28 protein-coding genes and 1 pseudogene are annotated in these 25,817 nt (G+C 66.2%); 25 read left to right on the top strand and 4 right to left on the bottom strand.

The genetic code is table 11. The features are described 5' to 3' along the window. Window positions 1-72: 72 nt before the first annotated feature. From FFS35_RS11255 to FFS35_RS20565, 5 genes and pseudogenes are all read left to right on the top strand, one after another. Window positions 73-603: a RecX family transcriptional regulator gene (locus tag FFS35_RS11255; RefSeq protein WP_137787188.1), complete on the top strand. Its 531-nt coding sequence runs from the start codon at window positions 73-75 to the stop codon at window positions 601-603. Between the two features lie 80 nt (window positions 604-683). Then, window positions 684-1,256 carry a cold shock protein gene (locus FFS35_RS11250; RefSeq protein ID WP_249341576.1) on the top strand — a complete coding sequence of 191 codons (573 nt, stop codon included), beginning with the start codon at window positions 684-686 and terminating at the stop codon, window positions 1,254-1,256. 1 nt (window position 1,257) lies between these two features. After that, window positions 1,258-1,758 carry a DUF192 domain-containing protein gene (locus tag FFS35_RS11245; RefSeq protein ID WP_137787187.1) on the top strand — a complete coding sequence of 167 codons (501 nt, stop codon included), beginning with the start codon at window positions 1,258-1,260 and terminating at the stop codon, window positions 1,756-1,758. 62 nt (window positions 1,759-1,820) lie between these two features. Next, window positions 1,821-2,213 (top strand): NADH:ubiquinone oxidoreductase subunit NDUFA12, encoded by a 393-nt coding sequence (locus FFS35_RS11240; protein WP_137787186.1) that lies wholly within the window; start codon window positions 1,821-1,823, stop codon window positions 2,211-2,213. Continuing rightward, window positions 2,195-2,653: pseudogene (locus FFS35_RS20565) on the top strand (DUF2155 domain-containing protein); the annotation flags it as partial. The gene FFS35_RS11240 and the pseudogene FFS35_RS20565, both read left to right, overlap by 19 nt. A 35-nt stretch (window positions 2,654-2,688) precedes the next feature. On the opposite strand, the gene aat reads toward FFS35_RS20565, so the two are convergent. From aat to FFS35_RS11215, 4 genes are all read right to left on the bottom strand, one after another. Then, entirely contained in the window at window positions 2,689-3,426 is a 738-nt protein-coding gene (aat, locus tag FFS35_RS11230; protein ID WP_137787185.1) for a leucyl/phenylalanyl-tRNA--protein transferase, read from the bottom strand. After that, a complete protein-coding gene (locus FFS35_RS11225) occupies window positions 3,423-4,133 on the bottom strand; it encodes a ParA family protein (RefSeq protein ID WP_137787253.1) in 711 nt (236 codons plus the stop codon). Before FFS35_RS11225 ends, aat begins: the two co-directional genes overlap by 4 nt. Window positions 4,134-4,238: 105 nt before the next feature. Next, window positions 4,239-4,625 carry a hypothetical protein gene (locus FFS35_RS11220; RefSeq protein ID WP_137787184.1) on the bottom strand — a complete coding sequence of 129 codons (387 nt, stop codon included), beginning with the start codon at window positions 4,623-4,625 and terminating at the stop codon, window positions 4,239-4,241. Window positions 4,626-4,712: 87 nt separating this feature from the next. Further along, window positions 4,713-5,201: a DNA-deoxyinosine glycosylase gene (locus FFS35_RS11215; protein ID WP_137787183.1), complete on the bottom strand. Its 489-nt coding sequence runs from the start codon at window positions 5,199-5,201 to the stop codon at window positions 4,713-4,715. A gap of 109 nt (window positions 5,202-5,310) precedes the next feature. Here FFS35_RS11215 and FFS35_RS11210 point away from each other — a divergent pair, with 109 nt between their 5' ends. From FFS35_RS11210 to ftsZ, 20 genes are all read left to right on the top strand, one after another. After that, window positions 5,311-6,294, top strand: coding sequence for a cysteine synthase A (locus tag FFS35_RS11210; protein ID WP_137787182.1), 984 nt, complete (start codon window positions 5,311-5,313; stop codon window positions 6,292-6,294). A 43-nt stretch (window positions 6,295-6,337) separates the two neighbouring features. Beyond that, complete coding sequence (locus FFS35_RS11205; RefSeq protein WP_137787181.1) at window positions 6,338-6,625, top strand: hypothetical protein; 288 nt, start codon at window positions 6,338-6,340, stop codon at window positions 6,623-6,625. Between the two features lie 326 nt (window positions 6,626-6,951). After that, window positions 6,952-7,452 carry a division/cell wall cluster transcriptional repressor MraZ gene (locus FFS35_RS11200; RefSeq protein WP_137787180.1) on the top strand — a complete coding sequence of 167 codons (501 nt, stop codon included), beginning with the start codon at window positions 6,952-6,954 and terminating at the stop codon, window positions 7,450-7,452. Beyond that, window positions 7,449-8,408, top strand: coding sequence for a 16S rRNA (cytosine(1402)-N(4))-methyltransferase RsmH (gene rsmH, locus FFS35_RS11195; RefSeq protein WP_249341575.1), 960 nt, complete (start codon window positions 7,449-7,451; stop codon window positions 8,406-8,408). The genes FFS35_RS11200 and rsmH overlap by 4 nt, the downstream gene beginning before the upstream one ends. 2 nt (window positions 8,409-8,410) lie before the next feature. Continuing rightward, window positions 8,411-9,049: a hypothetical protein gene (locus FFS35_RS11190; protein WP_137787179.1), complete on the top strand. Its 639-nt coding sequence runs from the start codon at window positions 8,411-8,413 to the stop codon at window positions 9,047-9,049. After that, window positions 9,046-10,767: a penicillin-binding protein 2 gene (locus FFS35_RS11185; RefSeq protein WP_137787178.1), complete on the top strand. Its 1,722-nt coding sequence runs from the start codon at window positions 9,046-9,048 to the stop codon at window positions 10,765-10,767. Before FFS35_RS11190 ends, FFS35_RS11185 begins: the two co-directional genes overlap by 4 nt. Beyond that, complete coding sequence (locus FFS35_RS11180; protein WP_137787177.1) at window positions 10,764-12,176, top strand: UDP-N-acetylmuramoyl-L-alanyl-D-glutamate--2,6-diaminopimelate ligase; 1,413 nt, start codon at window positions 10,764-10,766, stop codon at window positions 12,174-12,176. The genes FFS35_RS11185 and FFS35_RS11180 overlap by 4 nt, the downstream gene beginning before the upstream one ends. Beyond that, window positions 12,173-12,304: a hypothetical protein gene (locus FFS35_RS20500; RefSeq protein WP_283214569.1), complete on the top strand. Its 132-nt coding sequence runs from the start codon at window positions 12,173-12,175 to the stop codon at window positions 12,302-12,304. Before FFS35_RS11180 ends, FFS35_RS20500 begins: the two co-directional genes overlap by 4 nt. 27 nt (window positions 12,305-12,331) lie before the next feature. Further along, window positions 12,332-13,699 (top strand): UDP-N-acetylmuramoyl-tripeptide--D-alanyl-D-alanine ligase, encoded by a 1,368-nt coding sequence (gene murF, locus FFS35_RS11175; RefSeq protein ID WP_137787176.1) that lies wholly within the window; start codon window positions 12,332-12,334, stop codon window positions 13,697-13,699. After that, window positions 13,699-14,769, top strand: a complete 1,071-nt coding sequence (gene mraY / locus FFS35_RS11170) for a phospho-N-acetylmuramoyl-pentapeptide-transferase (protein ID WP_137787175.1) — start codon at window positions 13,699-13,701, stop codon at window positions 14,767-14,769. The genes murF and mraY overlap by 1 nt, the downstream gene beginning before the upstream one ends. Next, complete coding sequence (gene murD / locus FFS35_RS11165; protein WP_137787174.1) at window positions 14,766-16,049, top strand: UDP-N-acetylmuramoyl-L-alanine--D-glutamate ligase; 1,284 nt, start codon at window positions 14,766-14,768, stop codon at window positions 16,047-16,049. The genes mraY and murD overlap by 4 nt, the downstream gene beginning before the upstream one ends. Further along, on the top strand, window positions 16,046-17,278 hold the full coding sequence (locus FFS35_RS11160; protein WP_137787173.1) for a putative peptidoglycan glycosyltransferase FtsW: 1,233 nt from the start codon (window positions 16,046-16,048) through the stop codon (window positions 17,276-17,278). Before murD ends, FFS35_RS11160 begins: the two co-directional genes overlap by 4 nt. After that, window positions 17,275-18,420 carry an undecaprenyldiphospho-muramoylpentapeptide beta-N-acetylglucosaminyltransferase gene (gene murG / locus FFS35_RS11155; protein ID WP_137787172.1) on the top strand — a complete coding sequence of 382 codons (1,146 nt, stop codon included), beginning with the start codon at window positions 17,275-17,277 and terminating at the stop codon, window positions 18,418-18,420. Before FFS35_RS11160 ends, murG begins: the two co-directional genes overlap by 4 nt. Next, window positions 18,417-19,832, top strand: coding sequence for a UDP-N-acetylmuramate--L-alanine ligase (gene murC / locus FFS35_RS11150; RefSeq protein ID WP_137787171.1), 1,416 nt, complete (start codon window positions 18,417-18,419; stop codon window positions 19,830-19,832). The genes murG and murC overlap by 4 nt, the downstream gene beginning before the upstream one ends. After that, window positions 19,829-20,029, top strand: a complete 201-nt coding sequence (locus tag FFS35_RS11145) for a hypothetical protein (RefSeq protein WP_249341574.1) — start codon at window positions 19,829-19,831, stop codon at window positions 20,027-20,029. Before murC ends, FFS35_RS11145 begins: the two co-directional genes overlap by 4 nt. Window positions 20,030-20,076: 47 nt before the next feature. Further along, entirely contained in the window at window positions 20,077-20,979 is a 903-nt protein-coding gene (gene murB, locus FFS35_RS11140; protein ID WP_249341591.1) for a UDP-N-acetylmuramate dehydrogenase, read from the top strand. 51 nt (window positions 20,980-21,030) lie between these two features. After that, window positions 21,031-21,984: a D-alanine--D-alanine ligase gene (locus tag FFS35_RS11135; RefSeq protein WP_283214566.1), complete on the top strand. Its 954-nt coding sequence runs from the start codon at window positions 21,031-21,033 to the stop codon at window positions 21,982-21,984. Next, window positions 21,981-22,919, top strand: a complete 939-nt coding sequence (locus FFS35_RS11130) for a cell division protein FtsQ/DivIB (protein WP_137787168.1) — start codon at window positions 21,981-21,983, stop codon at window positions 22,917-22,919. Before FFS35_RS11135 ends, FFS35_RS11130 begins: the two co-directional genes overlap by 4 nt. Window positions 22,920-22,936: 17 nt before the next feature. Next, window positions 22,937-24,199, top strand: coding sequence for a cell division protein FtsA (gene ftsA / locus FFS35_RS11125; protein WP_137787167.1), 1,263 nt, complete (start codon window positions 22,937-22,939; stop codon window positions 24,197-24,199). Between the two features lie 106 nt (window positions 24,200-24,305). Then, entirely contained in the window at window positions 24,306-25,787 is a 1,482-nt protein-coding gene (ftsZ, locus tag FFS35_RS11120) for a cell division protein FtsZ (protein WP_137787166.1), read from the top strand. The last annotated feature ends 30 nt before the right edge of the window (window positions 25,788-25,817 follow it).

Raw genomic sequence — 25,817 nt, 5'->3', positions numbered from 1 at the left:
GTCGCAAGCTTGCTCCATGGCAGCATTTGCGCGCCCCGCGCGTTTAAATTCGTTCGTCAGTGTGGCAACAACATGGCCGTGCCTCGCCAACCACGTTCTCCGCGTCCCCTGAACGCCGCTGCGCTCGATCAACTGGCACTGAGATATGTCGAGCGTTTCGCGACGACGCGGGGGAAACTAGCCGATTATCTGCGCCGCAAAATTCGTGAGCGCGGCTGGGAAGGCGCGCCAGTTGAGCCTGCTAACGTGGCCGATCGCATGGCGGCACTGGGCTATGTCGATGATCGCGCCTTTGCCGAGATGCGCGCCGCAGTGCTGGCGCGACGCGGCTACGGCGATCGCCGCGTCGCGCAGGCATTGCGGGCGGCGCACGTGGAGGAGGCGGATGCGGCAGTCGCGCTGGAGCCAATAGCGGAGCGCCCGCTGGATGCCGCGCTGGCGTTCGCGCGCCGGCGGCGGTTCGGCCCCTGGGCGCAGGTCGCGCCCGACGATCGGCAGCGCGAGCGCCAGATCGGGGCGATGGTGCGTGCCGGTCACGCGCCGTCGCTGGCGCGGCGGATCGTTGTCTCGCCGCCCGGTGTGCCATTTGAGAGCGATGAATGATAGGAAGCTAATGGTTTCGCTGTTGTGCGCGACGACAACCATGCTAGCGTCCTGAGACACCCGGGGGGGAATTCGTAAACGTGCATAGCGAAATATCTCGCGATGCGGATGACCGCGAACGGCAAGCCGGTGCGGCCGATGCGAAGGGCGTCCACGTCGTCGGCACGCTCAAATGGTTCGACGTGACGCGCGGTTTCGGTTTTCTCGTGCCCGATTCGGGCGATTTCGGCGATATCCTGATCCATTTCAGCGTGCTCCAGTCGCTTGGCCGGCGCAGCCTGCCCGAACGATCGCGAGTGGAGGCGATCGCGGTGAAGCGCGAGCGTGGCTTTCAGGCGGTGGAGATCCTGTCGATCGACACCTCGCAGGCGGTGGAGCATGGCCCGGTGCGCGATCCCGCGCGGATCGATCCGATCGCTCTCATCGATGATGCCGGCGAATGGGAGCCGGTGCTGGTGAAGTGGTTCAACCGCCTGAAAGGCTATGGTTTCCTCGTGCGACCGGGCGGGGAGCAGGATATATTTGTGCATATGGAAACGCTGCGCCGCGCTGCGATCCACGATGTCGAGCCGGATCAGCCACTCCGCGCCCGCGTTGTCGAGGGGCGCAAAGGGCCGCTTGCGGTGGTGGTGGACGTCGTCTCGGAGGAATAAGATGTTTCGTATCCTTGCCGTCGCGATGATCGCTCTGCTTGCGCCGGGCTGTTCGCCTGGCAGTGCCGGCGCGGCGGGCGAAGGAAACGCAGCTGGTGCGGTCGATGCGGACGGCGTTAGGCAGGTCGCGCTGACTATCGCCGGGCCGAAGGGCGCGCATGGATTCCGGGTCGAGGTCGCTGCCACGGCAGCGCAGCAGGAGCGAGGCCTGATGTTCCGCACCGATATTCCCAAGGACGGCGGCATGCTGTTCGCGCCTTATCCGCCGGATGGCGGCGCGCCGAAGATCGCGAACTTCTGGATGAAGAACACGCCCAGCTCGCTCGACATATTGTTCATCCGGCCCGATCATACGATCGCCCGGATCGCCGAGAATACCGTTCCCTTCTCCGAGACGCCGATCCCGTCCGGGGAGCCAGTCGTGGCGGTGCTGGAGCTCAACGGCGGGCGCGCTGGCGAACTCGGCATCGACGAGGGCGACAAGGTGACATGGGGCCGATGAGCAGCGAGCGGGCGGGCGCGACGGCTGTTGAAGCGCGCGGCCTTCGGGGGTAAGCGCGGGACATGGGCATCAATCTGAACCCGTTCACCTGGTGGAACGGCGCGACCATCGGCACTTGGTTTGGCCTTCGCGGCAAGGCGCGGGCGGGCGAGGATTCGCTCGGCAACGTTTATTATGAGGGCGGTATAGATACCGGCGGCCGGCCACGCCGTTGGGTGATCTACCAGGGCGCGAATGACGCCAGCCGCGTCCCGCCCGAATGGTTCAGCTGGCTGCACCATCAGGTTGACCAGGTGCCAGATCGCGCGCTGCCGGCGCCGCGCCGGTGGGAGAAGCCGCCAGTGCCGAACATGACGGGGACCGCACTCGCCTACCGCCCGCCGGGCGCGCTGGAAAAAGGCGGCATGCGCGCTGCGGCGACCGGCGATTACGAGGCATGGAGCCCCGAGGCGTGAGACGCGCGCTGGCGGCGGGCGCGCTCGTCGCCGGGATCGTCGGCATTGGCCTTTGGCAAGGGCGGCACTGGCTGGCCGATGCGGCGCCAGCGCCGAAACCCGTCGCGCCCGCCGCCTCACAAACGGTGCCTGCGCCGCGCGCCGCTCCCGACGGGGTGACTGCGATTGAGGGCAGCGACCAGCCGAGTGATGCCGGAACCACCCCGATGGCAGAGCGCGTTGCGGTGGTCGGTATCCTCAACAAGCGCAATGGCGTCAGCCGGGAATTGACGATGAAGCCGGGACAGGCGCTGCGTGTCGGCGACACGATAGTGCGCCTGCGCGCCTGCGAGCGGACCGCGCCGTGGGAGCAGGAGCAGCTAACCGGCGCGTTTGTCCAGGTGGACGTGAAGGGCGTGGACAAGCTGTGGCGGCGTGTGTTTTCTGGCTGGCTCTACAAAGAGCGCCCGGCGCTCAACGTCGTGCAGCATCCAGTTTATGATGTCTGGACCAAGAGCTGCACGATGTCTTTCCCCGCAAACGGGGCTGATACCGATGTCATCGCGGCCTCCACCGCGAAGAAGTCGGCGGCAGCTGCGTCGCCCGACGATTCTAGCGACGGCACCGATGACGCGCCGGTCGCTGAAACCAATCCGGCGAGCGCATCGCCCAATAACACCATGTAGTCCGAGCGATCGATCTCCACCGCACCAAGCGAGGCGAGGTGTTCGGTCATGAACTGGCAGTCGAGCAGGGTGAAGCCACCCGCGCGCAATCGCGCCACCAGCGCCGCGAGGGCGATCTTCGAGGCGTCGGTCACGCGGCTCACCATGCTCTCGCCAAAAAAGGCGCGGCCGAGCGCGAGACCGTAGAGGCCGCCGACAAGTCGATCCTCATCCCAGCATTCGATCGAATGGGCGTGGCCGCTTTCGTGCAGCTTCAGGAACGCCTGTTCGATGGATTGATTGATCCAGGTTTCCGGCCGATCGCTCGCCATCTCCGCGCATAACTGAATGATCGCAGGGAAGGCGCGGTCGACCGTCACGCGCAGCCGATCCGCCAGCAGCGTCTTGCGCAGTGAGCGGGAGAGGTGGAAGCGATCGAGCGGTATCACGGCGCGGCGGCGCGGCTCAACCCAGTAGACGCCTGGCGCGTCGCGCCCGTCGGCCATCGGAAACACGCCGACCGAATAGGCGCCGAGCACGATTGCTGGATCCAGCGGCTCGAATTTCATGAAGCGAGACGTCGCTCGATCCTTTGCCAGACCTCCTGAAACGACTTCGCCGCCGCTGACTGCGGCGCCACATCGCCCACGGCACGATGAGTGGCGGACGATGCCTCCACTGCACTCGCCATGGGGATGACCGGCCAGTCCGGCTGCGCAGCGACCGCGTCGAGATGCATTCGGCGTCGGCGATCGACCATCACGTGTACGGGAAGCGTCGGTGTGCGGCCGCCGAGATGCCGCTCAATCTCTTCATAGGCGCGCTGCGCGAGCGGGGAGGGAACGACGGGGATGACGATCAGGTCGGCGGCGCGCGTCACCTGCTCCGCAGTCTCGGTGAGGCCGGGCGGGCAATCGAGGATCACGCGATCATAATCGCCCAGCCCGGCAATCAATTTGCTCAGCCGCTTCTTCTTGTCCATCTCGCGCAGGAGGTGGTCCAGTTCGCGCAGCGAGGCGTCGGCCGGGAGCAGGTCAAGTCGTTCGTTATCAGTGGGGCGGATCAGCTTGCGCGGATCGACATCACGCGAAAACGCCGCCTGTGCGCGATCATGCTTCGATTCGCGGCCTAGTATCCAGCTCGCCGCTGCCTGTGGATCAAGGTCCCACAGCAAGGTGCGTCGTGCGGATCGTGTCGCCGCGCACCAGGCAAGATTTACCGCGAGGGTCGTTTTCCCGACCCCGCCCTTCAGGCTATAAACCGCGATTGTCGCCATGTACGGAAGGTGGCGCGCTACGGCGCGCATGGCAAGCCACAGCACCAACTAAAATGGCCGGCGCACTTGGTGCACCGGCCCGATGATTGTGAAATTGCTGGCCCGTCAGGCCTTGCAGGTAAGCTCGCCCTTGCCCGGCTGGGTCAGCGTGATGTGCGTGGTGTCGCCCGTCAGCTTCCAGCCGCCATCGGCGACAAGCGTATCGCCGGCCTTCTCGGCCTTCAGCGTGGTGGGGGTCCCGTCTTTCTTGGACTTCACGAACACCTGCTTGTCGCCTTGGAAGAAGGTGACATAGACGAGGCTGTTGTCCTTGCAACGGAACGTCTTTTCCGCCTTGATCGCCGGTGGCAGCTCGACAGTGCCCTTGTTGGCAAGCTCGGCAGCCATCGGATCGGGGTTGATATCGAGCACTTCCGGCTTTTCAGGCTTGGAATTGCAAGCGGAAAGCACGGTCAGCGCGAGGGCGGCAGGGAGGAGAAGGGGGCTCTTCATAGCAGCGCGACGCCATACCCCCGGCCACGCCTCCGTCAAGGGCGGTATGCAATTTTATATCCTCTGCGGGCCACCTGTCGCGTGCGATCAGGCGATAAATGCGACGAGCGCATCCCATGCAGGCTGTTTTGCCGCGATCCCGATCGTGTGCAGCGCGCTTGACGAGGGCAGTGCCACCATTGCCAGCTCGTACCCGGTGAGCAGCGGCTTGCCGATACGCAAGGCCGTGGCGCCGTTGAACGCGACCGCCCGAAGTTCGGCAAGCGAGCCGACCAGCGCGGGCAGATCATTGGCGGCATAATCGCGGATCGCGCTATCGTTACTTCCCGAGCGCCGGGCCGAAGCGACGACATCCCACAAGCCGATCCGCGCCTCCAGCAGCGCGGCCAGGCGTGGCTCATACCCTAGCCCGCCGAGGTTTACGCCGATTGCGTGGCCCAGCAACGACCAGAACTGGTTCCGGGGATGGGCGTAATACTGGCCTTCGGCAAGGCTGCGTTCGCCCGGCAGGCTACCCAGAATGAGAAGCCGGGTGCGGCCGTCTGCCATGGGCGCGAAGGAGGATTTGCGACTCATGATCGTTGCCTGGGCGTAATGGGCGACGACACCGGTATCAATCGCGCTTTCGTTGATTAAAGGCCAAGCGTGGTTGTCGCGCCCGGCAAGCGGGGGCATCTAGAGCGGCATGCATACGGCCTCTGACACTCTCGCGCTTATCGGCAACACTCCGCTCGTCCGGCTCAAGGGGCCGAGCGAGGAGACGGGGTGCGATATCTATGCCAAATGCGAGTTCGCCAACCCCGGTGCCAGTATAAAGGATCGCGCGGCGCTCTTCATCGTCGAAGACGCCGAGGCGCGGGGACAATTGGAGCCGGGGGGCACGATCGTCGAGGGTACGGCGGGCAATACCGGGATCGGCCTTGCGCTCGTCGCCAATGCCAAGGGCTATCGCGCGATCATCGTAATGCCTGACACGCAGTCAAAGGAGAAGATGGATACGCTCCGCGCGCTAGGTGCTGAGTTGGTGACTGTGCCCGCAGCGGCCTATTCCAGCCAGTACCATTTCGTGCACACCTCGCGCCGTATCGCCGAGGAAACGCCTGGGGCGATCTGGGCCAATCAGTTTGACAATATCGCGAACCGCAAAGCGCATATTGCTGGCACGGCGGAGGAAATCTGGGCGCAGATGGACGGACGCGTCGACGGCTTCACCTGCGCGGTCGGGACCGGGGGGACGCTCGCCGGAGTGGCGATGGGGCTCAAGGCGAAGGATGAACGTGTGACGATCGCGCTCAGCGATCCGCACGGCGCCGCACTGTACGAATATTATGCCTGCGGAGAACTGAGAGCGGAGGGCAGCTCGGTCGCCGAAGGGATCGGACAGGGGCGGATCACCGCCAATCTCGAAGGTGCGCCGATCGATACGCAATATCGCATCGGGGATCAGGAGGGGCTCGACTGGGTCGAACGGCTATTGCGCGAGGAAGGGCTTTGCCTGGGTCTCTCATCAGGCATCAACGTTGCCGGCGCGGTGCGGTTGGCGCGCGATCTGGGGCCGGGAAAGCGCATCGCAACGATATTGTGCGATACGGGTTTCCGTTACCTGTCAACGCTCTACAATCCCGAATGGCTTGCTGCGAAGGGATTGGAACGGCGGCATAAAGTGTAAGAATTCGACATCGGTGAGATATAGCGTTATTCTCGCGCGACGGATGACTACCGAAACACCCACATCGAGCCAGACGGCACAGCGCCTGCGGGTTGGCCTTGTCGGCCTCGCTGCGGTGGTGCTGCTCATCGGCATAGCCAGCGCTATATTCAGCGCCGCCAGCCGCGAGCGGCCTGTCGCGACTGCCGACGCGCCTAAGCCGGAAGCGATCGCAAATATGACGCTCGCTAATGGCAGTGTGCCCGCCACCGCGCCAAATGAACCGCTTGCGGAGCTAGGCGTCGCGCCCGCCACCGCAAATGGCACGGCTCCGGCCGCGCCGAGACGCTGAATCTCCGCATGAGCACCATGGATCCACGGGGAAATTCGGGGATGTGGCAGTGATTCCCCGTCTCACCCCCGTTTACAGGCGAGCGTTGAGGGGAACGAAAACGGAACTCGCGCGGTCCCACCCGTCCGCAAGCGGGAAAAAGCCGCCAGCCTAGTTTCATTTCCCCGATTTTCCCCACATTTCCCTTCCCATCCCCGAATGGCGCTGGTATCTATCAGCGCTAGCAGAGGGGCGGACTCGCTGTTTTTTGTCTTCGCGATTGCCGGGGCGGCCGGAGGGGCTGTTTTCCGGGCCGGAGAGGCGCGTCCGTCGCAGGCGAGGTGGGCGTGGCTGACAGGGTGGACTATCAGGGAAAGGGGATCGCGCTTGTCGATGACAAGTCTCGCGTCGCCATTCCTAATACTCTACGCGCCATGCTCGCGAAGAACTCGCCCCGTGAAGACGGGAAGGATGGCGGCACGGTCATCGTGGCGCCCCACCCCGAGCATCGCTGCCTGATCGCCTATGACCCGCGCTTTGTCCCGTTCTGGAAAGAGCGGCTGGAGATGCTCGACGCCGCCCAGTTCGAGAAATCCGGTCGTACCGATTATAATATCCTCGATCGCGCCGGCGGTGCCGAGCCGTTGCCGTTCGATGGCAGCGGCCGTTTCATCATGCCGGCGTTCGAGCGAAAATATGCGCGGATTGGCAACGCCGCGTTCTTCCACGGCTCGTTCGACTGGATCACCATCTGGAGCCCGCAGATATTGATCGAGACGCCGGGTATCGATCCCTTCCTCAAGGAATACGTTGAGTTCACCTGCGAGGAAAAGGGGTATGCGCTGTGATCGCGCGCGTGGAACCCCATGTTCCAGTGCTGCTCGACGAAGTGCTCGCCGCGCTGACCCCCCGGCGTGGCGAGACCGTCGTGGATGGTACGTTCGGCGCCGGCGGTTACACTCGTGCGCTGCTGGCAACCGGCGCGCGCGTCTTCGCGTTCGATCGCGACCCCGACGCGATCCGTGACGGCGCGCCGCTGGTGGCGGCGCATGACAATCTCATCCTGGTCCCGGCAGAGTTTTCGGCAATGGCCGGCGAGCTGGAGGCGCGGGATGCCGTGCCCGTCGATGGCGTGGTGCTGGATATCGGCGTGTCTTCAATGCAACTCGATCAGCCGGAGCGGGGCTTTTCGTTCCAGGGCGACGGGCCGCTCGACATGCGGATGTCCAAGGCCGGTCCGTCGGCGGCGGATTTCCTGAACACTGCCGACGAAACGCTGATTGCCGACGTGCTGTGGCGCTACGGCGAGGAGCCGCGCTCGCGCCGGGTGGCAAAGGCGATCGTCGCGGCGCGCCCGCTTACTACGACAGGCCAACTGGCGCAGGTAGTGCGCCGCGCGCTGGGGCATCGACCGCACGACAAGAAGGATCCGGCGACACGCGCTTTCCAGGCGATCCGCATCCATGTGAATCGCGAACTGGAGGAGTTGGCGCAGGGCCTCGCGGCCGCCGAGCGCGTGCTTGCGCCGGGCGGTCGGCTCGCGGTTGTCACCTTTCACAGCCTGGAGGACCGGCTGGTGAAACGATTTCTGCGCGAGCGGAGCGGGTCGATGCCTGCCGGGTCGCGTCATCGCCCCGATGCGCGTGAGGCGCGCGAGCCGAGTTTCGATCCAGCGGCCAAGGCGGTGCGCCCGAGTGCTGCCGAGGTTGCGCGTAATCCGAGGGCGCGTTCGGCGACGCTGCGCACCGCGGTGCGCACCGGTGCGGCGGCCTGGGTCGGCGGCGTTGAGTTAGTGGAGGCGTGATGATGGCGGCGACGTATCGGTTGAAAGGTTTGGGCTGGTTCGGCGGCGTGGTGATCGTGTCGCTGGGCTTTTATCTTATCTCGCTTCAGGTCGCAGCCGAGCGCAAGCGGCTGGAGCAGCTTAACGGGCGCATCGGCTTGGCGCAGCGCGATATCCGTGCGCTCGAAACGGAGTTCGATGTTCGATCGAACCTGACGCAGCTCGAGCGCTGGAATGGCGACACACTGGCGCTGGCATCGCCCACCGCCGGGCAGTTTGTGCGCGATGAAGGGCAACTCGCTTCGATCAGCTTCGATCGCGGCGCGCCGATGCTAGCGCAGCAGCAGGGCGCGATTCGTACTGCCGCGCTGGTGGTGCCATCGCTGCCCTCGCCCGCCCGCGTCGCGCCAACTCCGGTGATCGACGAAGCGCCTGCGATCGCGCGGCCTGCAGCGCTGGTGAAGGTTGCGGTGCATCCTGCTGTTTCGAGCGCGCCGAAGCTCACGGCGGCGGTGGTGTTGCGCACGGCGGTCGCGGAACCGGCCCCGGCTGCGTCCCGGAAGGGCAGGGCGGTCGCGATGCTCGACAAGTCGCTGCTCAGTGACACGACGCTCGGTGATTTGGCTAGCGGAGCCCGCGTCGAGGCACGGCGGTTGCGTTGACTACCCTGGTCGCGCGCCCTGCCCGATCGATAAAGGCCACCGAGCAGCGCCATGTGCTGCTTGCGACGCAGCACATGCGTCTGATGATGCTGATGCTGCTGTTTGCCGCCGCAGTGACGGTGGTGGCCGCGCGGCTCTCGTGGCTGGCGATCGAGGGTAGGCCAGCGCGCGCCTCGATTCTCGGCGCCGCGCCGCGTGGCGATATCATCGATCGCAACGGCGAACCGCTTGCGCGCACGATCGACGCCTGGGCAATTGGCGTCCATCCCGATCGTCTATTGGGCGATCGCGGCGCGATCGCGCAGCGGCTGGCCGATCTGATGCCCGATACCGGCGATCAGCCGTGGTTCTATGCGCAACTTACGAAGAAAGTGTCGTTCACGTACCTGAACCGGCGCGCCAGCCCAGCCTTGGTTGAGGCGATAAACGCCATCGGCGAGCCGGGAATAGTGTTCGAGCGGCAGACCCAGCGGCTCTATCCACAATCGACGCTTGCTGCGCATGCGCTCGGCTACCTTTCCACCGACGGCAGGGGGATGGGCGGGATGGAGCGCGCGCTGGAGGCGCGGCTCATCGATCCGGCACAGAGCGGCGCCCCGGTGGCGCTGTCGATCGACAGTCGCGTGCAGGCCGCGATGGAAAGCGAACTCGGCCGCGCGATGGGCGAGATGCAGGCGAAAGGCGCAGCCGGCATCGTCATGGACGTGCACACCGGGGAAGTGATCGCGATGGTCTCGCTGCCGCTTTTCAATCCGAACCGTGTCGGCATGGCGGGCACCGAGGAACTGCGCAACAACGTGACGCAATCGGTGTATGAACTCGGCTCAACGTTCAAGCCGATCGCGATGGCGGCCGCGATCGATTATGGCGTGGTCACCGACATGAGCCGCCGTTTCGACGCGACGGTGCCGCTCAAGGTCGGCGGATTCACGATCCATGATGATCGCGGGCACGAACAGAAGCGCTGGCTCAACATCCCCGAAACGCTGATCTACTCCTCAAACATCGCCACCGCGCGGATCGCCGACATGGTCGGCGCGGCGCGGATGCAGGATATGTTCCGCAAGCTGGGCTTCGATCGCAAGCCGGATGTTGAACTGGTCGAGAAGGCGCGGCCGCTTTGGCCTGGTTTCTGGGCGCGCACAACCGTGATGACGACTGCTTACGGTCACGGTATCGCGGTTACGCCGCTGCACCTTGCGACTGCTTACGCCGCGATGGTCAACGGCGGAATCTGGCACCCGGCTACCCTGCTCAAGATCCCGCAAGGGGCCGAGCCGAAGGGCCGCCGCGTGCTTCAGCAATCGACCAGCGATCGGATGCGCCAGCTCCTGCGGCTTGTCGTGCTCGACGGCACCGGTCGTAAGGGCGAGGCGCCGGGCTATCGCATCGGCGGCAAAACCGGTACGGCCGAGGTCGCGCAACGCGGCGGTTATGCCAAGAACGCGAACGTCTCCACCTTCGCCTCCGCCTTTCCGATGGATGCGCCACGTTACGTGGTGATCGCGATGATGGACTCGCCAAAGCGCGTACAGGCGAATTCCTTCCAGACCACGGCGGCCTACACCGTCGCGCCGGTGGTAAGCAGGGTGGTCAGCCGCACCGGGGCGCTGCTTGGCGTGATCCCGGACGATCGCCACGATATCGATCTAAGCGATCTCAACCCGCTGCTGTGGAAAGCGCCGGGGAAGAAGGAAGACAAGGGAATCGCCGAATGAGGCTCTGCCAGCTCACCGGCGGAACCGAGGCCACACAGGTGACCGGCTTTGCGATCGATCACCGCAAGGTCGCGCCGGGCACGATATTCGGTGCGTTCGAAGGCCAGCGCGTCAACGGAGAGGATTACATCCCCGCCGCGATTGCCGCCGGTGCGATCGCGGTCGTCGCCCGGCCGGAGGCGATTGTGGCTGGCGCGGTGCATATCGCCGCCGCCAACCCGCGCCAGACCTTCGCCGAGCTGGCCGCGAGATTCTTTGCCCCGTTCCCGGAAATCGCCGTCGCGGTGACCGGGACCAACGGCAAGACCTCCACCGTGGAGATGACGCGGCAATTGTGGCGGATGGCCGGGCACCATGCGGCCTCGATCGGCACGCTCGGCGTCTCCACCGCCGACGACCGCGTGACGACCGGCCTCACTACACCCGACGTGGTGACGTTCCTTTCCAACGTCGGCGGTCTGGCGCGCGAGGGTGTGACGCATCTCGCGTTCGAGGCGTCCAGCCACGGGCTGAGCCAGTATCGTACCGAGGGCGTGCCGGTGATGGCGGCCGCCTTCACCAACCTGAGCCGCGACCACCTCGACTACCACGGCGATATGGCGGCCTATTTCACCGCCAAACTGAGGCTGTTCTCGGAAGTGCTGGGTGATGATGGCACGATGGTGGTGTGGGTCGACGATCCGCAATCGGAGCGCGTGGTGGATCTCGCCCATGCGCGCCGTACCAAGCTGATTACCGTTGGAGAACATGGCGATACATTGCGGCTCGTGTCACGCGACACGACGCTGTTGGGGCAGGGACTCGTCATCGCCGCCGACGGACGTGAGCATAATGTGACGCTGCCGCTGATCGGCGCCTATCAGGCCGCCAACGCGCTAATCGCCGCCGGGCTGGTGATCGCGGCAGGGGGCGATGTCGCTGCGACGATCGCCAATCTCGCGCGGCTCCAGCCGGTGCGTGGGCGGCTGGAGCGCGCCGTCATCACCGCCTCGGGCGCGCCGGTATATGTCGATTACGCGCATACGCCTGATGCGCTGGAGGCGGCGATCGCCGCGCTGCGTCCGCACGTAACGGGGCGGCTGATCCTGGTCTTTGGCGCAGGCGGCGATCGCGATCGCGGCAAGCGGGAACCGATGGGGCAGATTGCCGCCGCGCAGTCGGACGTGGTGATCGTCGCGGATGATAATCCGCGCAGCGAGGATGCCGCTTCAATCCGCGCCGAGATACTGAAAGGTGCACCGGACGCGATCGAGATTGGCGATCGCCGGGCGGCAATCGCCCATGCCGTCGGTATGGCTGGCGGCGATGACATCGTGTTGATCGCTGGCAAGGGGCACGAGCAAGGCCAGATCGTCGGTGATCTCGTCCTGCCGTTCGACGACGTCACTGTAGCAAGGGAGGTAGCGTGAAAAGGAAGATCAATGTTCCCGCCCGTCCGTTCGCCCACGCCGATGGCGAGAAGCGACCGCGCGAGCGACGCAAGCTCGGCGTGCGATATGAACTGGTCAGCGGCGATGCAGTCAGTGGGCTGCGTTGACTCGGCCATCCCTGTTATAGGCCTGTGATGAGCCTCTGGACCTCCGCAGAAATCGCGGCCGCAACCAGCGGAACCGCGTCCGGCGACTTTGCGGTTAATGGTGTCGCCTTCGACAGCCGGGAGATTGGCGCGGGCGATCTGTTCGTTGCGATGAAAGGCGAGGAAACGGATGGCCACCGCTTTCTGGATAGTGCATTCGCGCGTGGCGCGGCGGGTGCGCTGGTATCGGAAGCAAGCGCGCACCCTTGTGTTCGCATCGCGGACAGCTTTGCTGCGCTGGAGGATCTGGGCCGTGCCGCCCGCGCTCGGATCGACGGCAAGGTCATCGGCGTAACCGGATCGGTCGGCAAGACATCCACCAAGGAGGCGCTGTTCGCCGCGCTCGATCGCGGCGCGCCGGGTGTGGTGCACCGTTCGGTCAAGAGCTACAACAACCACACCGGCGTGCCGCTCAGCCTGGCAAGGATGCCGCGCGGGACGCGCTTCGGCGTGTTCGAGATGGGAATGAATCACGCTGGTGAACTGGCGCATCTGACCACGCTCGTCCGCCCGCACATCGCGATTGTAACCGCAATCGCACCCGCGCACACCGAGTTCTTCGCGGACGAAAGCGCGATCGCCGACGCCAAGGGCGAGATCTTTCGCGGGCTGGAGCCCGGCGGCATCGCGATCGTCCCGCATGACAGTCCGCATCGCAAGCGGCTGATCGACGCCGCATCGCCATATGCGGCGCGGATCGTGACATTCGGGCTAGACAAGGCGGCGGACGTTCACCCGATCGAGACCATGCGACTAGATATCGGCACGTTCGTGACCGCGAAAGTGGGCGAGCGCGAATTGAGCTTCACCGTATCGCAGCCCGGGCAGCATTGGGTTTCGAATGCGCTGGCGGTGGTCGCCGCGGTCGATGCGGCGGGTGGGGACCTTGGGCTGGCTGGACTTGCGCTTGGCGAACTTGGCGGGCTGACTGGGCGCGGTGATCGCTTTGCGGCGCGGGTGGCGGATGGCGAGGTGCTGGTGATCGACGAAAGCTACAACGCCAATCCCGCCTCGATGGCGGCCACACTGGAGGTGCTGTCGAACGAATCCGGGCGGCACGTCGCAGTTCTTGGCGAAATGAGAGAATTGGGCGCCGGCAGTGATGCCTATCATGCCGCGCTCGCCGGGCCGATACTGGCCGCGCGCGTTCAAGCGGCGCTGCTCGTCGGTGAAAAGATGGCTGCGTTGGCGCAGGCTCTTGAGGGGAAGGTCGATTTCGTCCATGTGCCCGATGCCGCGAGCGCGCTTGATCGCCTGAAACAGGTGATCGCGCCGGGCGACGTGGTGCTCGTAAAGGGATCGAACGGAGTCGGGCTGTCGCGGATCGTCGCGGCTCTCGCCGGGGGCGTTGCATAGTGCTGTATCTGATCGCGGAGAGCCTCGGCTTCCCGAGTGTCCTCAATCTGATCCGCTACCTGTCGTTCCGCACCGGCGGTGCGATCGCGACCGCCTTGTTCATCGGCCTCATCATCGGGCCTAAGTTCATCGGCTGGCTGCGCGTGCGCCAGGGGAAGGGCCAGCCGATCCGCGCGGACGGGCCGCAGACGCATCTCGCCAAGCGCGGCACGCCAACGATGGGCGGGCTGATGATCCTGACGAGCCTAAGCCTCGCGATCCTGATCTGGATGGACCTGCGCAATCCGTTCGTGTGGGCGAGCCTGTTCGTCACGCTGGGATTTGGCGCGATCGGCTTCATGGACGATTACGACAAGGTCACGAAGGCGACCACCGCCGGAATCCCTGGCCGGGTGCGCCTGTTGCTCGAGTTCGTGATCGCTGGCGTGGCGGCGTGGATCATCAGCCAGGAGAATGGCACCGGCCTTTTTCTGCCATTCACCAACCGTTACTATCTCGAACTGGGCTATCTCTACCCGTTATTCGCCGCCTTCACGATCGTCTCGTTCGGCAATGCTGTGAATCTGACGGACGGGCTGGATGGCTTGGCGACGATGCCGGTCATCATTGCGGCAGTGGCGTTCATGATAATCGTCTACCTCGTCGGGAACGTGAAGTTCGCGGATTATCTCGGGCTGCCGCATGTGCCGCGCGCGGGCGATCTGGCGATCTTCTGCGGGGCAATGGTCGGCGCGGGGCTTGCCTTCTTGTGGTACAACGCCCCGCCGGCGGCGGTATTCATGGGCGATACCGGAAGCCTTGCACTGGGAGGCGCGCTCGGAACTATCGCCGTCATCGCGCATCACGAGATCGTGCTGGGAATCATCGGCGGTCTGTTCGTGGTCGAGGCGCTCTCGGTTATCATCCAGGTCGCGGTTTACAAGCGCACTGGCAAGCGGGTGTTCCGCATGGCGCCCATCCACCACCATTTCGAGCAGCTCGGCTGGAGTGAGCCGACTGTTGTTATTCGCTTCTGGATAATAGCACTCGTGCTGGCACTCGCCGGCCTTTCCACGCTGAAGCTGAGGTGATCGTCTCCCCGCTCTGGCGCGGCAGACGCTACGCGGTGCTCGGGCTGGCGCGATCCGGCGCGGCGGCGGCGCGCGCGCTGATCGCGGGCGGCGCGACCGTGGTGGCATGGGACAGCGATGCCGCGCGGCGCGAGGGCATTCAAGGCGCGCAGATCGCCGACCTCGACACGATCGACCTCGCAGGCTTCGACGCATTGCTCGTCTCCCCCGGCGTGCCGCTCAACACGCACCCGCTGGCAGCGAAAGCGCGCGCCGCAGGCGTGGCGATCACGGGCGACATCGAGCTCTTCGCCGAGGCGCGCCCCGCACTGCCCGCGCACAAGGTGGTCGGCATCACCGGCACCAACGGCAAATCCACCACGACCGCCCTCGTCACGCACATCCTGAAGGCCGCAGGGATGCCCGCCCTGATGGGCGGCAATATCGGGCTACCGATCCTGGCGCAGGCGCCGCTGCCGGCCGGGGGCGTCTATGTACTGGAGCTGTCGAGCTACCAGATCGACCTGACACGCAGCCTCGATTGCGACGTGGCGGTGCTGCTCAACATCACGCCGGACCATCTCGATCGCTACGACGGGTTCGATGGCTATGTTGCGTCCAAGGCGCGGCTGTTCGCGATGCAGGCGCCGGAGCATGAGGCGGTGATCGGGATCGGCGACGCGCCATCCGCCACGATCGCCCGATCACTTTCGGCGCGCGCCGAGCATCTGACGAAGATCGCGCCCGGCGTGTGCCTCGACCAGACGCGCTGGCCGAGCCTGCAAGGTCCGCACAACGCCCAGAACGCGCTCGCCGCGATCGCGGTCGCGAGGGCGCTCGACGTGAGCGAAGCTGATATCGATCGCGGGCTTGAGACATTCGCGGGCCTGCCGCATCGCATGGAAAAGGTGCGGGAGGTCGCCGGTGTCGCCTATGTCGATGACAGCAAGGCGACCAACCCGGAAAGCACCGCGCCCGCGCTCGGCGCGTTTCCGCGCGTTCACTGGATCGTCGGCGGCCGGGCGAAGGGCGACGATCTGGACGCGTGCCGCCCCTATTTCGATCACGTCGTGCGAGCCTATACGATCGGCGAGGCGGGGCCGCGCTTCGCGGCGATCCTGCAGGACGAGATGGCGGTGGAGGAGGCGGGAACGCTCGCGGCCGCCGTGTCCAGCGCCGCAAGCCGCGCAGCGCCGGGCGATACCGTGCTGCTGTCGCCGGCGGCGGCGTCCTTCGATCAGTTCCGCGATTACGAGCATCGCGGCGAGGCATTTCGCGACGCGGTGGGGGCGCTGGCATGAGCGAAGAAAAGGTCGAGATCGTCAGCGACGCGGGGCTGCGCGCGCGCCTGAAGGGGCGGGGCGGGCGTGGTGATCGTTCGCCGCTCGGCACCTGGTTCTGGGATACCGATCGGGTGCTGCTGGTGCTCACGCTGGGCCTGATCGCGATCGGGCTGATCGCGGTCGCCGCCGCCAGCCCGGCCAGCGCGGTGCGCTATTCCGGCGAGCATCTGAAATTCCCGCCGCTTTATTATTTCTGGCGGCAGTTGATGTGGGTGGCCGTTTCGCTGCCGGTGCTGTTCATCACCTCGATGCTGCCGGTGAATACCGCGCGGCGGCTGGCGGTGGTCGGTTTCTGCGTGTTCGGCGTGCTCCTCGCGCTCACCCCGGTGGTGGGCGTGACGGTGAACGGTGCGCGTCGCTGGATCGGCTTCGGGCTGGCGCAGTTCCAGCCGTCGGAGTTCCTCAAGCCATGCTTCATCGTCACCGTCGCGTGGCTGCTCTCGCTGCGCGCACGTGACGAATCGCTGCCGGTGACGACGATCACCTTCGTGATGACGGGGCTGGTGGCGGCGATGTTGATGATGCAGCCCGATCTGGGGCAGACGATCATCTTCTGCTCGGTATGGCTGGCGCTGCTGATGATCGCCGGGACGCCATGGCGCGTGATCGCATCGTTCGTGGCGATGGCGCCGGCGGCGCTGATCGCAGCCTATGTGTTCTATGGCACGGCGCGCACCCGTATCGACGCCTTCCTGTTCCCCGATGCGGAAGGGGCTGGCGCGAGCGACCATTTCCAGACCAATGCGGCGCACGCCACGCTAACCGCCGGCGGCTGGACGGGGACCGGGCCAGGTGGCGGCCGCGTGAAATTCGGGCTTCCCGAAGCGCATACGGACTATATCTTCTCGGTCATCGGAGAGGAGTTCGGGTTGATTGCGTGCATGGTGATCGCGGTTATGTTTCTGGCGATCGTGGTGCGCGTCTTCGTCAAGCTGCTCGACGAACAGGATAATTTCAAATTGCTCGCGGCCGGTGGGCTTGCCACGCAGTTCGGCGCGCAGGCGCTGGTCTCGATGGCGGTCAATACCGGCCTCGCGCCGTCCAAGGGCATGACGTTGCCGTTCATCAGCTATGGCGGCTCATCGATGATCGCGCTGTCGATCGGGATGGGCCTGCTTCTCACCTTCACCCGCCGCAATCCTTTCCTGCTGCGCAGCCCCTATGTCACCCGCTGGGGGGCGCTGTGACGCGCCCGCGGCATTTCGTGCTCGCCGCCGGGGGAACGGGCGGCCACATGATCCCCGCCGCCGCGCTGGCGGAGGAGCTGATCCGGCGCGGGCATCGCGTGGCGCTGGTTTCGGACGAGCGCGGCGTGCGCTTTCCCGGCCTGTTCGACGGCGTGCAGACGCATGTGCTTCCGGCCGGGCGGCTGAGCGGCGGCCCGCTCGGCTGGGCAAAGGCGGCGCGCGAGATGTGGCGCGGCCGGGCGATGGCGCGGGAGCTTTACCGTACCTTTCAGCCGGCGGCGGTGATCGGCTTCGGCGGCTACCCCGCCTTCCCCGCGCTGGCGGCGGCCTTTGCCGACAAGATCCCCACCGCGATCCATGAGCAGAACGCCGTGCTCGGCCGCGTCAACCGGCTGGTCGCGCGGCGGGTGGATGCGATCGCCACGTCCTATGCCGATACCGAGCGGCTCAAGCCGGCTCATCAGATGAAGGCGAATTGCGTCGGCAATCCGGTGCGCGACAGCGTGATCGCGTTGCGCGCCAAGCCCTATCCGCTGCTGGAGGAAGACGGCATATTCCGTGTGCTGGTCACCGGCGGATCGCAGGGTGCGAGCGTGCTCAGCAAGGTGGTGCCGGATGGGCTCGCGATGCTGCCCGTCGCCTTCCGTCGCCGCTTGCAGGTGACGCATCAGGCGCGGATCGAGGATATCGATGCCGCGCGCGCCAAATATGCCGAGCTGGATATCGCCGCCGATCTCGCGACCTATCTGCCCGATCTGCCCGAGCATCTGGGCTGGGCGCATGTGGTGATCGCACGCGCGGGCGCCTCGACCATCGCCGAACTGACGGTGGCGGGGCGGCCCGCGATCCTCGTTCCGCTGCCCACCGCCACCGACGACCACCAGACCGCCAACGCGCGGGAGATCACGCGTGCCGGCGGGGCGCGGACGATCCCGCAAAGCCAGTTCACGCCATCCGAACTGGCCAAGCAGATGCAGAAGCTCGGCCTCGATCCCGAGGGGCTGGAGAATGCCGCTGCCCGCGCCCGCGCCTGCGGCCGGCCCGATGCGGCGCGCGATCTCGCGGATCTGGTGGAAAGCCTGGATGCGCCGCGTTCGGCGCTGCCGGTCGGCCCGGTGATCCAGAAGGAAGCGTTTGCGTGAAGGGCGTCCCCACCAACATCGGCACGATCCATTTCGTCGGCATCGGCGGGATCGGCATGTCCGGCATCGCCGAGGTGATGCACAACCTGGGCTACAGGGTGCAGGGGTCGGACGTGGCGGAAGGCTATGTCGTCGAGGGGTTGCGCGCGCGCGGCATTCCGGTCTCGATCGGCCACAAGGCGGACAATCTGGGCGAGGCGGCGGTGGTCGTCGCTTCCACCGCGATCAAGCGCGGGAACCCGGAGGTGGAGGCCGCGCTCGAACGGCGCGTGCCGGTGGTGCGCCGCGCCGAGATGCTGGCCGAACTGATGCGCCTCAAGTCCACCGTGGCGGTGGCGGGGACGCATGGGAAGACGACGACCACCTCGATGGTCGCCGCGCTGCTCGATGCGGGCGGGGTGGATCCCACGGTCATCAACGGCGGCATCATCAACAGCTACGGCAGCAACGCCCGGCTGGGCGACAGCGACTGGATGGTCGTGGAGGCGGACGAGAGCGACGGCAGCTTCCTGCGGCTGGACGGCACGATCGCTGTCGTGACGAACATCGATCCCGAGCATCTCGATCACTACGGCGATTTCGAGCGCGCCAAGGAAGCCTATGTCGAGTTCGTCGAGAACGTACCCTTCTATGGCGCGGCGCTGCTCTGCCTGGATCACCCGGAGGTGCAGGCGCTGATCCCGCGGGTGCGCGACCGGCGGATCGTGACGTACGGTTTCGCGGCATCCGCCGATGTGCGCGGCGTGAACGTGACGCCCTATCCCGGCGGCAACCGCTTCGAGGCGATCATCCGCGCGCGCGATGGCGCGACGCGATCGATCGAGCATATCGACCTGCCGATGCCGGGCCGCCACAATGTGCAGAACGCGCTCGCGGCGATCGGCGTCGCGCTGGAGCTGGGCATCGACGATGCGACGATCCAGAAAGGCTTCGAGAAGTTTGGCGGGGTCAAGCGGCGCTTTACCAAGGTGGGCGAGGTCAGCGCGGAGGGTGGCATCGCGACCATCATCGATGATTACGGCCATCACCCGGTAGAGATACGCGCGGTGCTGTCGGCGGCGCGGGAAAGCGCGCAGGGCCGCGTGATCGCGGTCGTGCAGCCGCATCGCTATTCGCGGCTCGGCAACCTGATGGATGATTTCCAAAGCGCGTTCAACGATGCGGACATGGTTTACGTCACGCCCGTCTATGCGGCGGGCGAAACGCCCGTGGAAGGCGTCGATGCCGAGGCTTTGGTGGAGGGGCTGAAGCGGCGCGGCCATCGCGCGGCGGCGACCGTCGCGGATGCCGACACGCTCGCAACCACGCTCGCCGCAGTCGTGCGGGGTGGCGATCAGGTGGTGTGCCTTGGCGCGGGCGACATCACGAAATGGGCCGCGGGCCTGGCGGCGGCGATCGGAGCGAAGCGATGACCGACTGGCTTTCCCAATCGCTGAAGTTCCAGCAGCAGATGCTCGATGCGCAGCAACGCGTGCTCGATGTGGGCAGCCAGATGCAGGCTGCGAGCAAAGCGGTTCTTGACGCGCAACAGGCGGCAAAGCGCGCGGCGGACGCGAATCTCGCGGCGTATCAGGCATGGTTGCGTCTGTGGGGAATGGGGCCGTGGTGACGACGGTGCCACTGATCGAGCGCAGACCGGGCGCGCTCGATGTGACGCTGGCCGCCGGCTCGTTCAGCGTCAGCGACCCTGACGGGCGGCTGAGCCCGGGTGCATCGCTTGCGCCGCTCACATGGTTCAAGACCGGAGGGCCCGCGGAGCTGCTGTTCGAACCGGCTTCGGTCGCGGGGCTTTCAGCCTTCGTCGCGGATCTGCCCGGCTGGGTGCCGATCATGACGCTTGGGCTGGGATCAAACATGATCGTGCGCGATGGTGGCGTGCCCGGGGTGGTCATTCGGCTGGGCAAGCCGTTCGCCAAGGTCGAGCGGCTCGACGCTACTACGATCCGTTGTGGCGGGGGCGCGAGCGGCATATTGGTTTCATCGACTGCGCGCGATGCGGGGATCGCGGGAATAGAATTCCTCCGCTCGATCCCCGGCACGGTCGGCGGCTTCGTGCGGATGAACGGCGGGGCATATGGTCGCGAGACGGCCGACGTGCTGGTCGAATGCGAGGTGGTGCTGCGTTCCGGTGAACGCCGCGTGCTCGCAACCGCAGACCTGGGCTACAGCTATCGCCATTCCGAGCTGCCGGACGGGGCCGTCGTGGTCAGCGCGACGTTTCGGGGCGAACCGGGCGATCCGCTCGCGATCCAGGCGGAGATGGATCGAATCGCCGCCTCCCGCGAGGCCTCGCAGCCGCTGCGTTCCAGGACGGGCGGATCGACGTTCAAGAACCCGCCTGGCGAGAAGGCGTGGGCGCTGATCGACGCAGCTGGCTGTCGCGGGCTGCGCATCGGTGACGCGCAGGTGAGCGAGAAGCATACCAATTTCCTCCTCAATCTAGGCAGCGCCACCAGTGCCCAGATCGAAGCTCTGGGCGAGGAAGTGCGTGTCCGCGTGCAAGCGGCGAGCGGGGTGGCGCTCGAATGGGAAATCGAGCGCATCGGGGTGGCGAAGTGATGTATGCCCGGTTCGCCCCGAAGGTTTCGTTCGTGTCGCAAGGAGTAGCGCGTGCCTGATCGTCGTCCTCTTCACATCGCGGTGCTGATGGGCGGCTGGTCGGCGGAGCGCGAGGTCTCGCTTTCATCGGGGGCGGGGATCGCCGACGCGCTCGAGGCGCTCGGCCATCGCGTCACGCGGATCGACATGGCGCGCGACGTGGCGGCGCGGCTGGCGGCCGCGAAGCCGGATGTGGTGTTCAACGCGCTGCACGGCTCCCCCGGCGAGGACGGCACGGTGCAGGGACTGATGGACCTGCTTGGCCTGACCTACACCCATTCGGGCCTCGCGACGTCGGTGATCGCGATCGACAAGGTGCTGACCAAGAACCAGCTCGTTCCCCACGGCATTCCGATGCCGGGCGGGCGGATCGTGCGATCCGCGGAGCTGTTCGCGGGCGACCCGCTGGCGCGCCCGTACGTGCTGAAGCCGGTCAACGAAGGATCGTCAGTGGGGATCGCGATCGTCACGGAAAACGGCAATTACGGCGTGCCGATCGGTCGCGACGTGGAGGGGCCGTGGCAGCGGTTCGACGAACTGCTCGCGGAACCCTATGTACGGGGGCGCGAACTTACGACGGCGGTGCTGGGCGGCCCAGATGGCCCGCGCGCGCTGGGCGTCACCGAGCTGCGACCCAAGAGCGGCTTCTACGATTACGATGCCAAATACACCGAGGGGATGACCGATCATCTCTTCCCGGCGCCAATCCCCGACGAGATCACCGAGGCGTGCATGTCGATCGCGCTGCAGGCGCACCGGCTGCTCGGCTGCAAGGGGTGCAGCCGGGCGGACTTCCGCTGGGATGACGAGCGCGGCGTCGACGGCCTGTTCCTGCTCGAGGTGAACACCCAGCCGGGGATGACGCCGCTCAGCCTTGTTCCAGAACAGGCGCGTCACACCGGCATGAGCTATCCCGAGCTGGTGCAGGCGATCGTCGACGAAGCGCTGCGGGAGGCTGGCGCATGAGCCGACAGTCCGTTTCCGTCCGCCGCTCGCCGCCGCGCCGCCCCGGCGCGCCGAAGCGCCGCAAGGCATCGATCGGGGATCGCCTGATCGCCAAGCTGCCCGTGAGCCACGATACGTTGCGCCGTGTGGTGACGTGGACCTTCCTTGGTATCGGCGGCGCGATCGCGGTGACGGCGGCGAGCTGGCTGGGCGTGCCGGGGATGATCGGCGACGCGGTGGCCGAAGGTGCCGGGCGCGCGGGGCTGCGCGTGGAACAGGTCGACATCACCGGGCAGAAGCGCATGGATCGCGAGACGATCTATGCCATCGCGCTGGAAAACCAGTCGGCGGACCGCCCGTTGCTGGCGGTCGATCTGCAGGCGGTGCGCAAGCGGCTGCTGGCCTATGGCTGGATCGCGGATGCCTATGTATCGCGGCGTTTCCCCGACCGGTTGCTGATCCACGTGGTTGAGCGCGAGCCGGCGGCGATCTGGCAGAACGAAGGGCAGCTTACGCTGATCGACGCGACCGGCACCTTGCTCGATCCGATCGATGCGGGCCACATGCCGGCCGGCCTGCCGCTGGTGATCGGCCCTGGCGCGGCGCAACAGGAGGCGGGGTATCAGAGGCTGCTTGCCGCCGCCCCGGCGCTTCGCCCACGCGTGAAGGCGGCGACGTGGGTGGGCAATCGCCGCTGGGATCTGACGTTCGACACCGGCGAGACGCTTCTTCTGCCGCAGGAGGGCGCCGATCGCGCGCTGGTGAAATTTGCCGAGATGGAGGGCGCCCGCCCGTTGCTCGGCAAGGGATGGGTACGCTTCGACATGCGCGATCCGACCAAAATGGTCGCGCGCAAGCCGGGGCCTGAAAGCAATCGCGCGGATGCCGACAAGGGGGAAAATGGCGGCACCACCACGACCACCGAAACGCGCGTCGCGCGTGTCGGCGACGTCTGACCAAGGGGGAATGGCATATGGCGAAGGCAGCACCTGACGGCCTGATAACCGCGCTGGATATCGGCACCTCCAAGGTGTCGGCGATGATCGCGCAGAAAGGCGACGGCGGCGAACTTATCGTGCTGGGCACGGGCCAGCGCGAATCGAAAGGCGTGAAACGCGGCTATATCGCCGACATGGCCGCGACCGAAGTGGCGGTGCGCGAGGCGGTCGAGCAGGCGGAGCGGATCGCGGGGATCAATATCGAGAACGTCTGGGCCGGCTTTTCCGCCGGCGGGCTCGTCTCCGACGAGGCGTTCATCGAATCCGAGCTGAACGGCCATCGCATCGAACAGTCCGATATCGATGCCCTGTTGCAGGAGGGCCGGCAATCGATCGATCCGCAGGGCCGGATGGTGCTTCATGCGCAGCCGGCGCTGTACACGATCGACGGGCTGGAAGGCGTCAAGAAGCCGCTTGGCCTCCATGCCGACCGGCTCGGCGTGCATATCCATGTGATCGCGGCCGATGGCTCGCCGGTGCGCAACCTCGATCTGTGCGTTCGCTCGGCGCATCTGGAGGTCAAGTCGATCATCGCCTCGCCGGTCGCCACCGGCTTCGCATGTCTGTCCCAGGAGGAGCGCGATCTGGGTGTCGCGCTGGTGGAAATCGGCGCGGGCATTACGAATGTTTCGCTGTTCGCGGGCGAGATGCTGGTCGGGCTGAAATCCATCCCGATCGGATCGGCGGACATCACGGACGATATCGCCTCCGCCTTCGGCACCACGCGGGGGCAGGCCGAGCGGATGAAATGCTTCCACGGCTCCGCCAACGCCTCCCCGCGCGACAATCACGAGATGATAACGATCCGCACACCGGCGCATGAAGAGGACGGCGAGGGCCTGCAGATAACCAAGGCGGCGCTGATCGCGGTGATCCGTACACGGCTGGAGCAGTTGGTCGGCGAGGTGCAGGCGGCGCTCAAGGAGCTGAAGTTCGAGGGGCCGATCAACCGCCAGGTAGTGCTGACCGGCGGAGGCGCGGAGCTTAAGGGCATCGCCGATTATGCACAGCAGGTGCTGGGTCGTTCCGTGCGCATCGGCCGACCGCGCGGATTGACCGGATTGCCCGAGGCGCATTCCGGGCCGGGATTCGCGGCACTGGCGGGGCTGGCCTTTTTCGCGGCGAACGATCCGATCGATCTGCGTGGGCTGGCGCCGCAACAGCAGCAGCAGGTTTACCGGCCAAAGGGGATCAGCGCGCTCAAGCGCCTCTTCCAGACGGTGAAGGCCAATTATTAGGTGCTGCACGATGGTTTTCGGCTGGTGTGGCCGGGCGCTATGTTGCAGGAAGGTTAATCGACACGTCCGGTGAGGGGAACAGCCGGACAGGCGGAGTAAGTAGGCGATGGGAATCGAATTCATCACCCCGGAAACGGATGAGCTGACCCCGCGCATTGCGGTGATCGGCGTGGGCGGCGCGGGCGGCAACGCGATCGCGAACATGATGCGTGCCGACGTCCAGGGGGTGGACTTCCTGGTCGCCAATACCGACGCGCAGGCGCTGAAGCAGTCGACGGCGCCGGAGAAGATCCAGCTCGGCGCGAAGATCACGCAGGGCCTGGGCGCGGGCAGCCGGCCGGAGATCGGCCGGGCCGCCGCCGAAGAGACGATCGAGGATCTCACCAAGCGCCTCGAGGGCGCACACATGTGCTTCATCGCCGCCGGCATGGGTGGCGGCACTGGCACCGGCGCGGCGCCCGTCATCGCCAAGGCGGCGCGCGACATGGGCATCCTGACGGTGGGCGTGGTGACCAAGCCGTTCGCGTTCGAGGGCAATCGCCGTTCCAAGTCCGCGGAGAGCGGGATCGAGGAACTGCAGAAATATGTCGATACGCTGATCGTCATCCCGAACCAGAACCTGTTCCTGATCGCCAACGCCAACACCACCTTCAAGCAGGCCTTTGAAATGGCCGACGAGGTGCTCCAGCAGGGCGTGCGCGGTATCACCGACCTGATGGTGATGCCGGGCCTCATCAACCTCGATTTCGCCGACGTTCGCTCGGTGATGCAGGAAATGGGCAAGGCGATGATGGGCACCGGCGAGGCCGAGGGCGACGACCGGGCGCTCGTCGCTGCGCAGAAGGCGATCGCCAACCCGCTGCTCGACGGCGTGTCGATGCAGGGCGCAAAGGGGGTCATCATCTCGATCACCGGCGGCGAAGACATGCGCCTGCTGGAAGTGGACGAGGCGGCAAACCACATCCGCGAGCTGGTCGATCCCGACGCGAACATCATCTGGGGTTCTGCCTTCAATCCAGAACTGGAGGGCAAGATCCGGGTTTCCGTCGTGGCGACCGGCATCGAGGCGGAGCCGCGCGCCGATGCGCCTGTGGCGGAACCTGCCCGTGCGTTCAGCTTCTCCGCTCCGCGTCGCGCCGATCCTGCGCCCGCGCCCACCGCTGCTGCCGCGTCGTCGGCTCCGGATGTCGCTCCTGCGGCGGAACAGGTGGCCGCGGATCCGATCGCGCAGCAACCGGAAATCGAGCTGACCGATGCGATCGCGCCGCCCGAACCAGCGGCGCCGGCGGAGGAGGAGTTGCTGCTCGGCTCCGAAACCATCGTGCCCGAATCCCCGGCTGCGCCGGCGGAGGAGGCCGCCCCCAAGGTGTTTGATGACGAGGCGCCCGCGCCGGCCGGACGCCGCCGTTGGCTGTCCTCCGGTGCCGAAGCCGGCGAGGAAGCCGCGCCCGCGCCGCGCGTGAAGCTGGGCGGCACCCTCTTCGAGCGCATGCAGAATGCCTCGCGCGGTACACAGCGCGGCGACGAGGGCGGCGAAAAGGACGCGCTTGATATCCCGCGTTTCCTGCATCGCCAGAACAACCAGTGATCGAGCCTGCCGGTGCGGAGTTTCCGCGCC

The sequence above is a fragment of the Sphingomonas sp. 3P27F8 genome (genome assembly GCF_005502745.1).
In the GTDB taxonomy this organism is placed as follows: domain Bacteria; phylum Pseudomonadota; class Alphaproteobacteria; order Sphingomonadales; family Sphingomonadaceae; genus Sphingomonas.
This window is presented reverse-complemented; position numbering and strand designations above follow the sequence as displayed.

Excerpts from the sequence above, each read along its gene's own strand:
- FFS35_RS11255 (WP_137787188.1), top strand. The coding sequence starts at position 73 with ATGGCCGTGCCTCGCCAACCACGTTCTCCGCGTCCCCTGAACGCCGCT.
- FFS35_RS11245 (WP_137787187.1), top strand. The coding sequence starts at position 1,258 with ATGTTTCGTATCCTTGCCGTCGCGATGATCGCTCTGCTTGCGCCGGGC.
- FFS35_RS11240 (WP_137787186.1), top strand. The coding sequence starts at position 1,821 with ATGGGCATCAATCTGAACCCGTTCACCTGGTGGAACGGCGCGACCATC.
- aat (WP_137787185.1), bottom strand. The coding sequence starts at position 3,426 with ATGAAATTCGAGCCGCTGGATCCAGCAATCGTGCTCGGCGCCTATTCG.
- FFS35_RS11225 (WP_137787253.1), bottom strand. The coding sequence starts at position 4,133 with ATGGCGACAATCGCGGTTTATAGCCTGAAGGGCGGGGTCGGGAAAACG.
- FFS35_RS11220 (WP_137787184.1), bottom strand. The coding sequence starts at position 4,625 with ATGAAGAGCCCCCTTCTCCTCCCTGCCGCCCTCGCGCTGACCGTGCTT.
- FFS35_RS11215 (WP_137787183.1), bottom strand. The coding sequence starts at position 5,201 with ATGAGTCGCAAATCCTCCTTCGCGCCCATGGCAGACGGCCGCACCCGG.
- FFS35_RS11210 (WP_137787182.1), top strand. The coding sequence starts at position 5,311 with ATGCATACGGCCTCTGACACTCTCGCGCTTATCGGCAACACTCCGCTC.
- FFS35_RS11205 (WP_137787181.1), top strand. The coding sequence starts at position 6,338 with ATGACTACCGAAACACCCACATCGAGCCAGACGGCACAGCGCCTGCGG.
- FFS35_RS11190 (WP_137787179.1), top strand. The coding sequence starts at position 8,411 with ATGGCGGCGACGTATCGGTTGAAAGGTTTGGGCTGGTTCGGCGGCGTG.
- FFS35_RS11180 (WP_137787177.1), top strand. The coding sequence starts at position 10,764 with ATGAGGCTCTGCCAGCTCACCGGCGGAACCGAGGCCACACAGGTGACC.
- murF (WP_137787176.1), top strand. The coding sequence starts at position 12,332 with ATGAGCCTCTGGACCTCCGCAGAAATCGCGGCCGCAACCAGCGGAACC.
- FFS35_RS11160 (WP_137787173.1), top strand. The coding sequence starts at position 16,046 with ATGAGCGAAGAAAAGGTCGAGATCGTCAGCGACGCGGGGCTGCGCGCG.
- FFS35_RS11145 (WP_249341574.1), top strand. The coding sequence starts at position 19,829 with ATGACCGACTGGCTTTCCCAATCGCTGAAGTTCCAGCAGCAGATGCTC.
- FFS35_RS11130 (WP_137787168.1), top strand. The coding sequence starts at position 21,981 with ATGAGCCGACAGTCCGTTTCCGTCCGCCGCTCGCCGCCGCGCCGCCCC.
- ftsA (WP_137787167.1), top strand. The coding sequence starts at position 22,937 with ATGGCGAAGGCAGCACCTGACGGCCTGATAACCGCGCTGGATATCGGC.
- ftsZ (WP_137787166.1), top strand. The coding sequence starts at position 24,306 with ATGGGAATCGAATTCATCACCCCGGAAACGGATGAGCTGACCCCGCGC.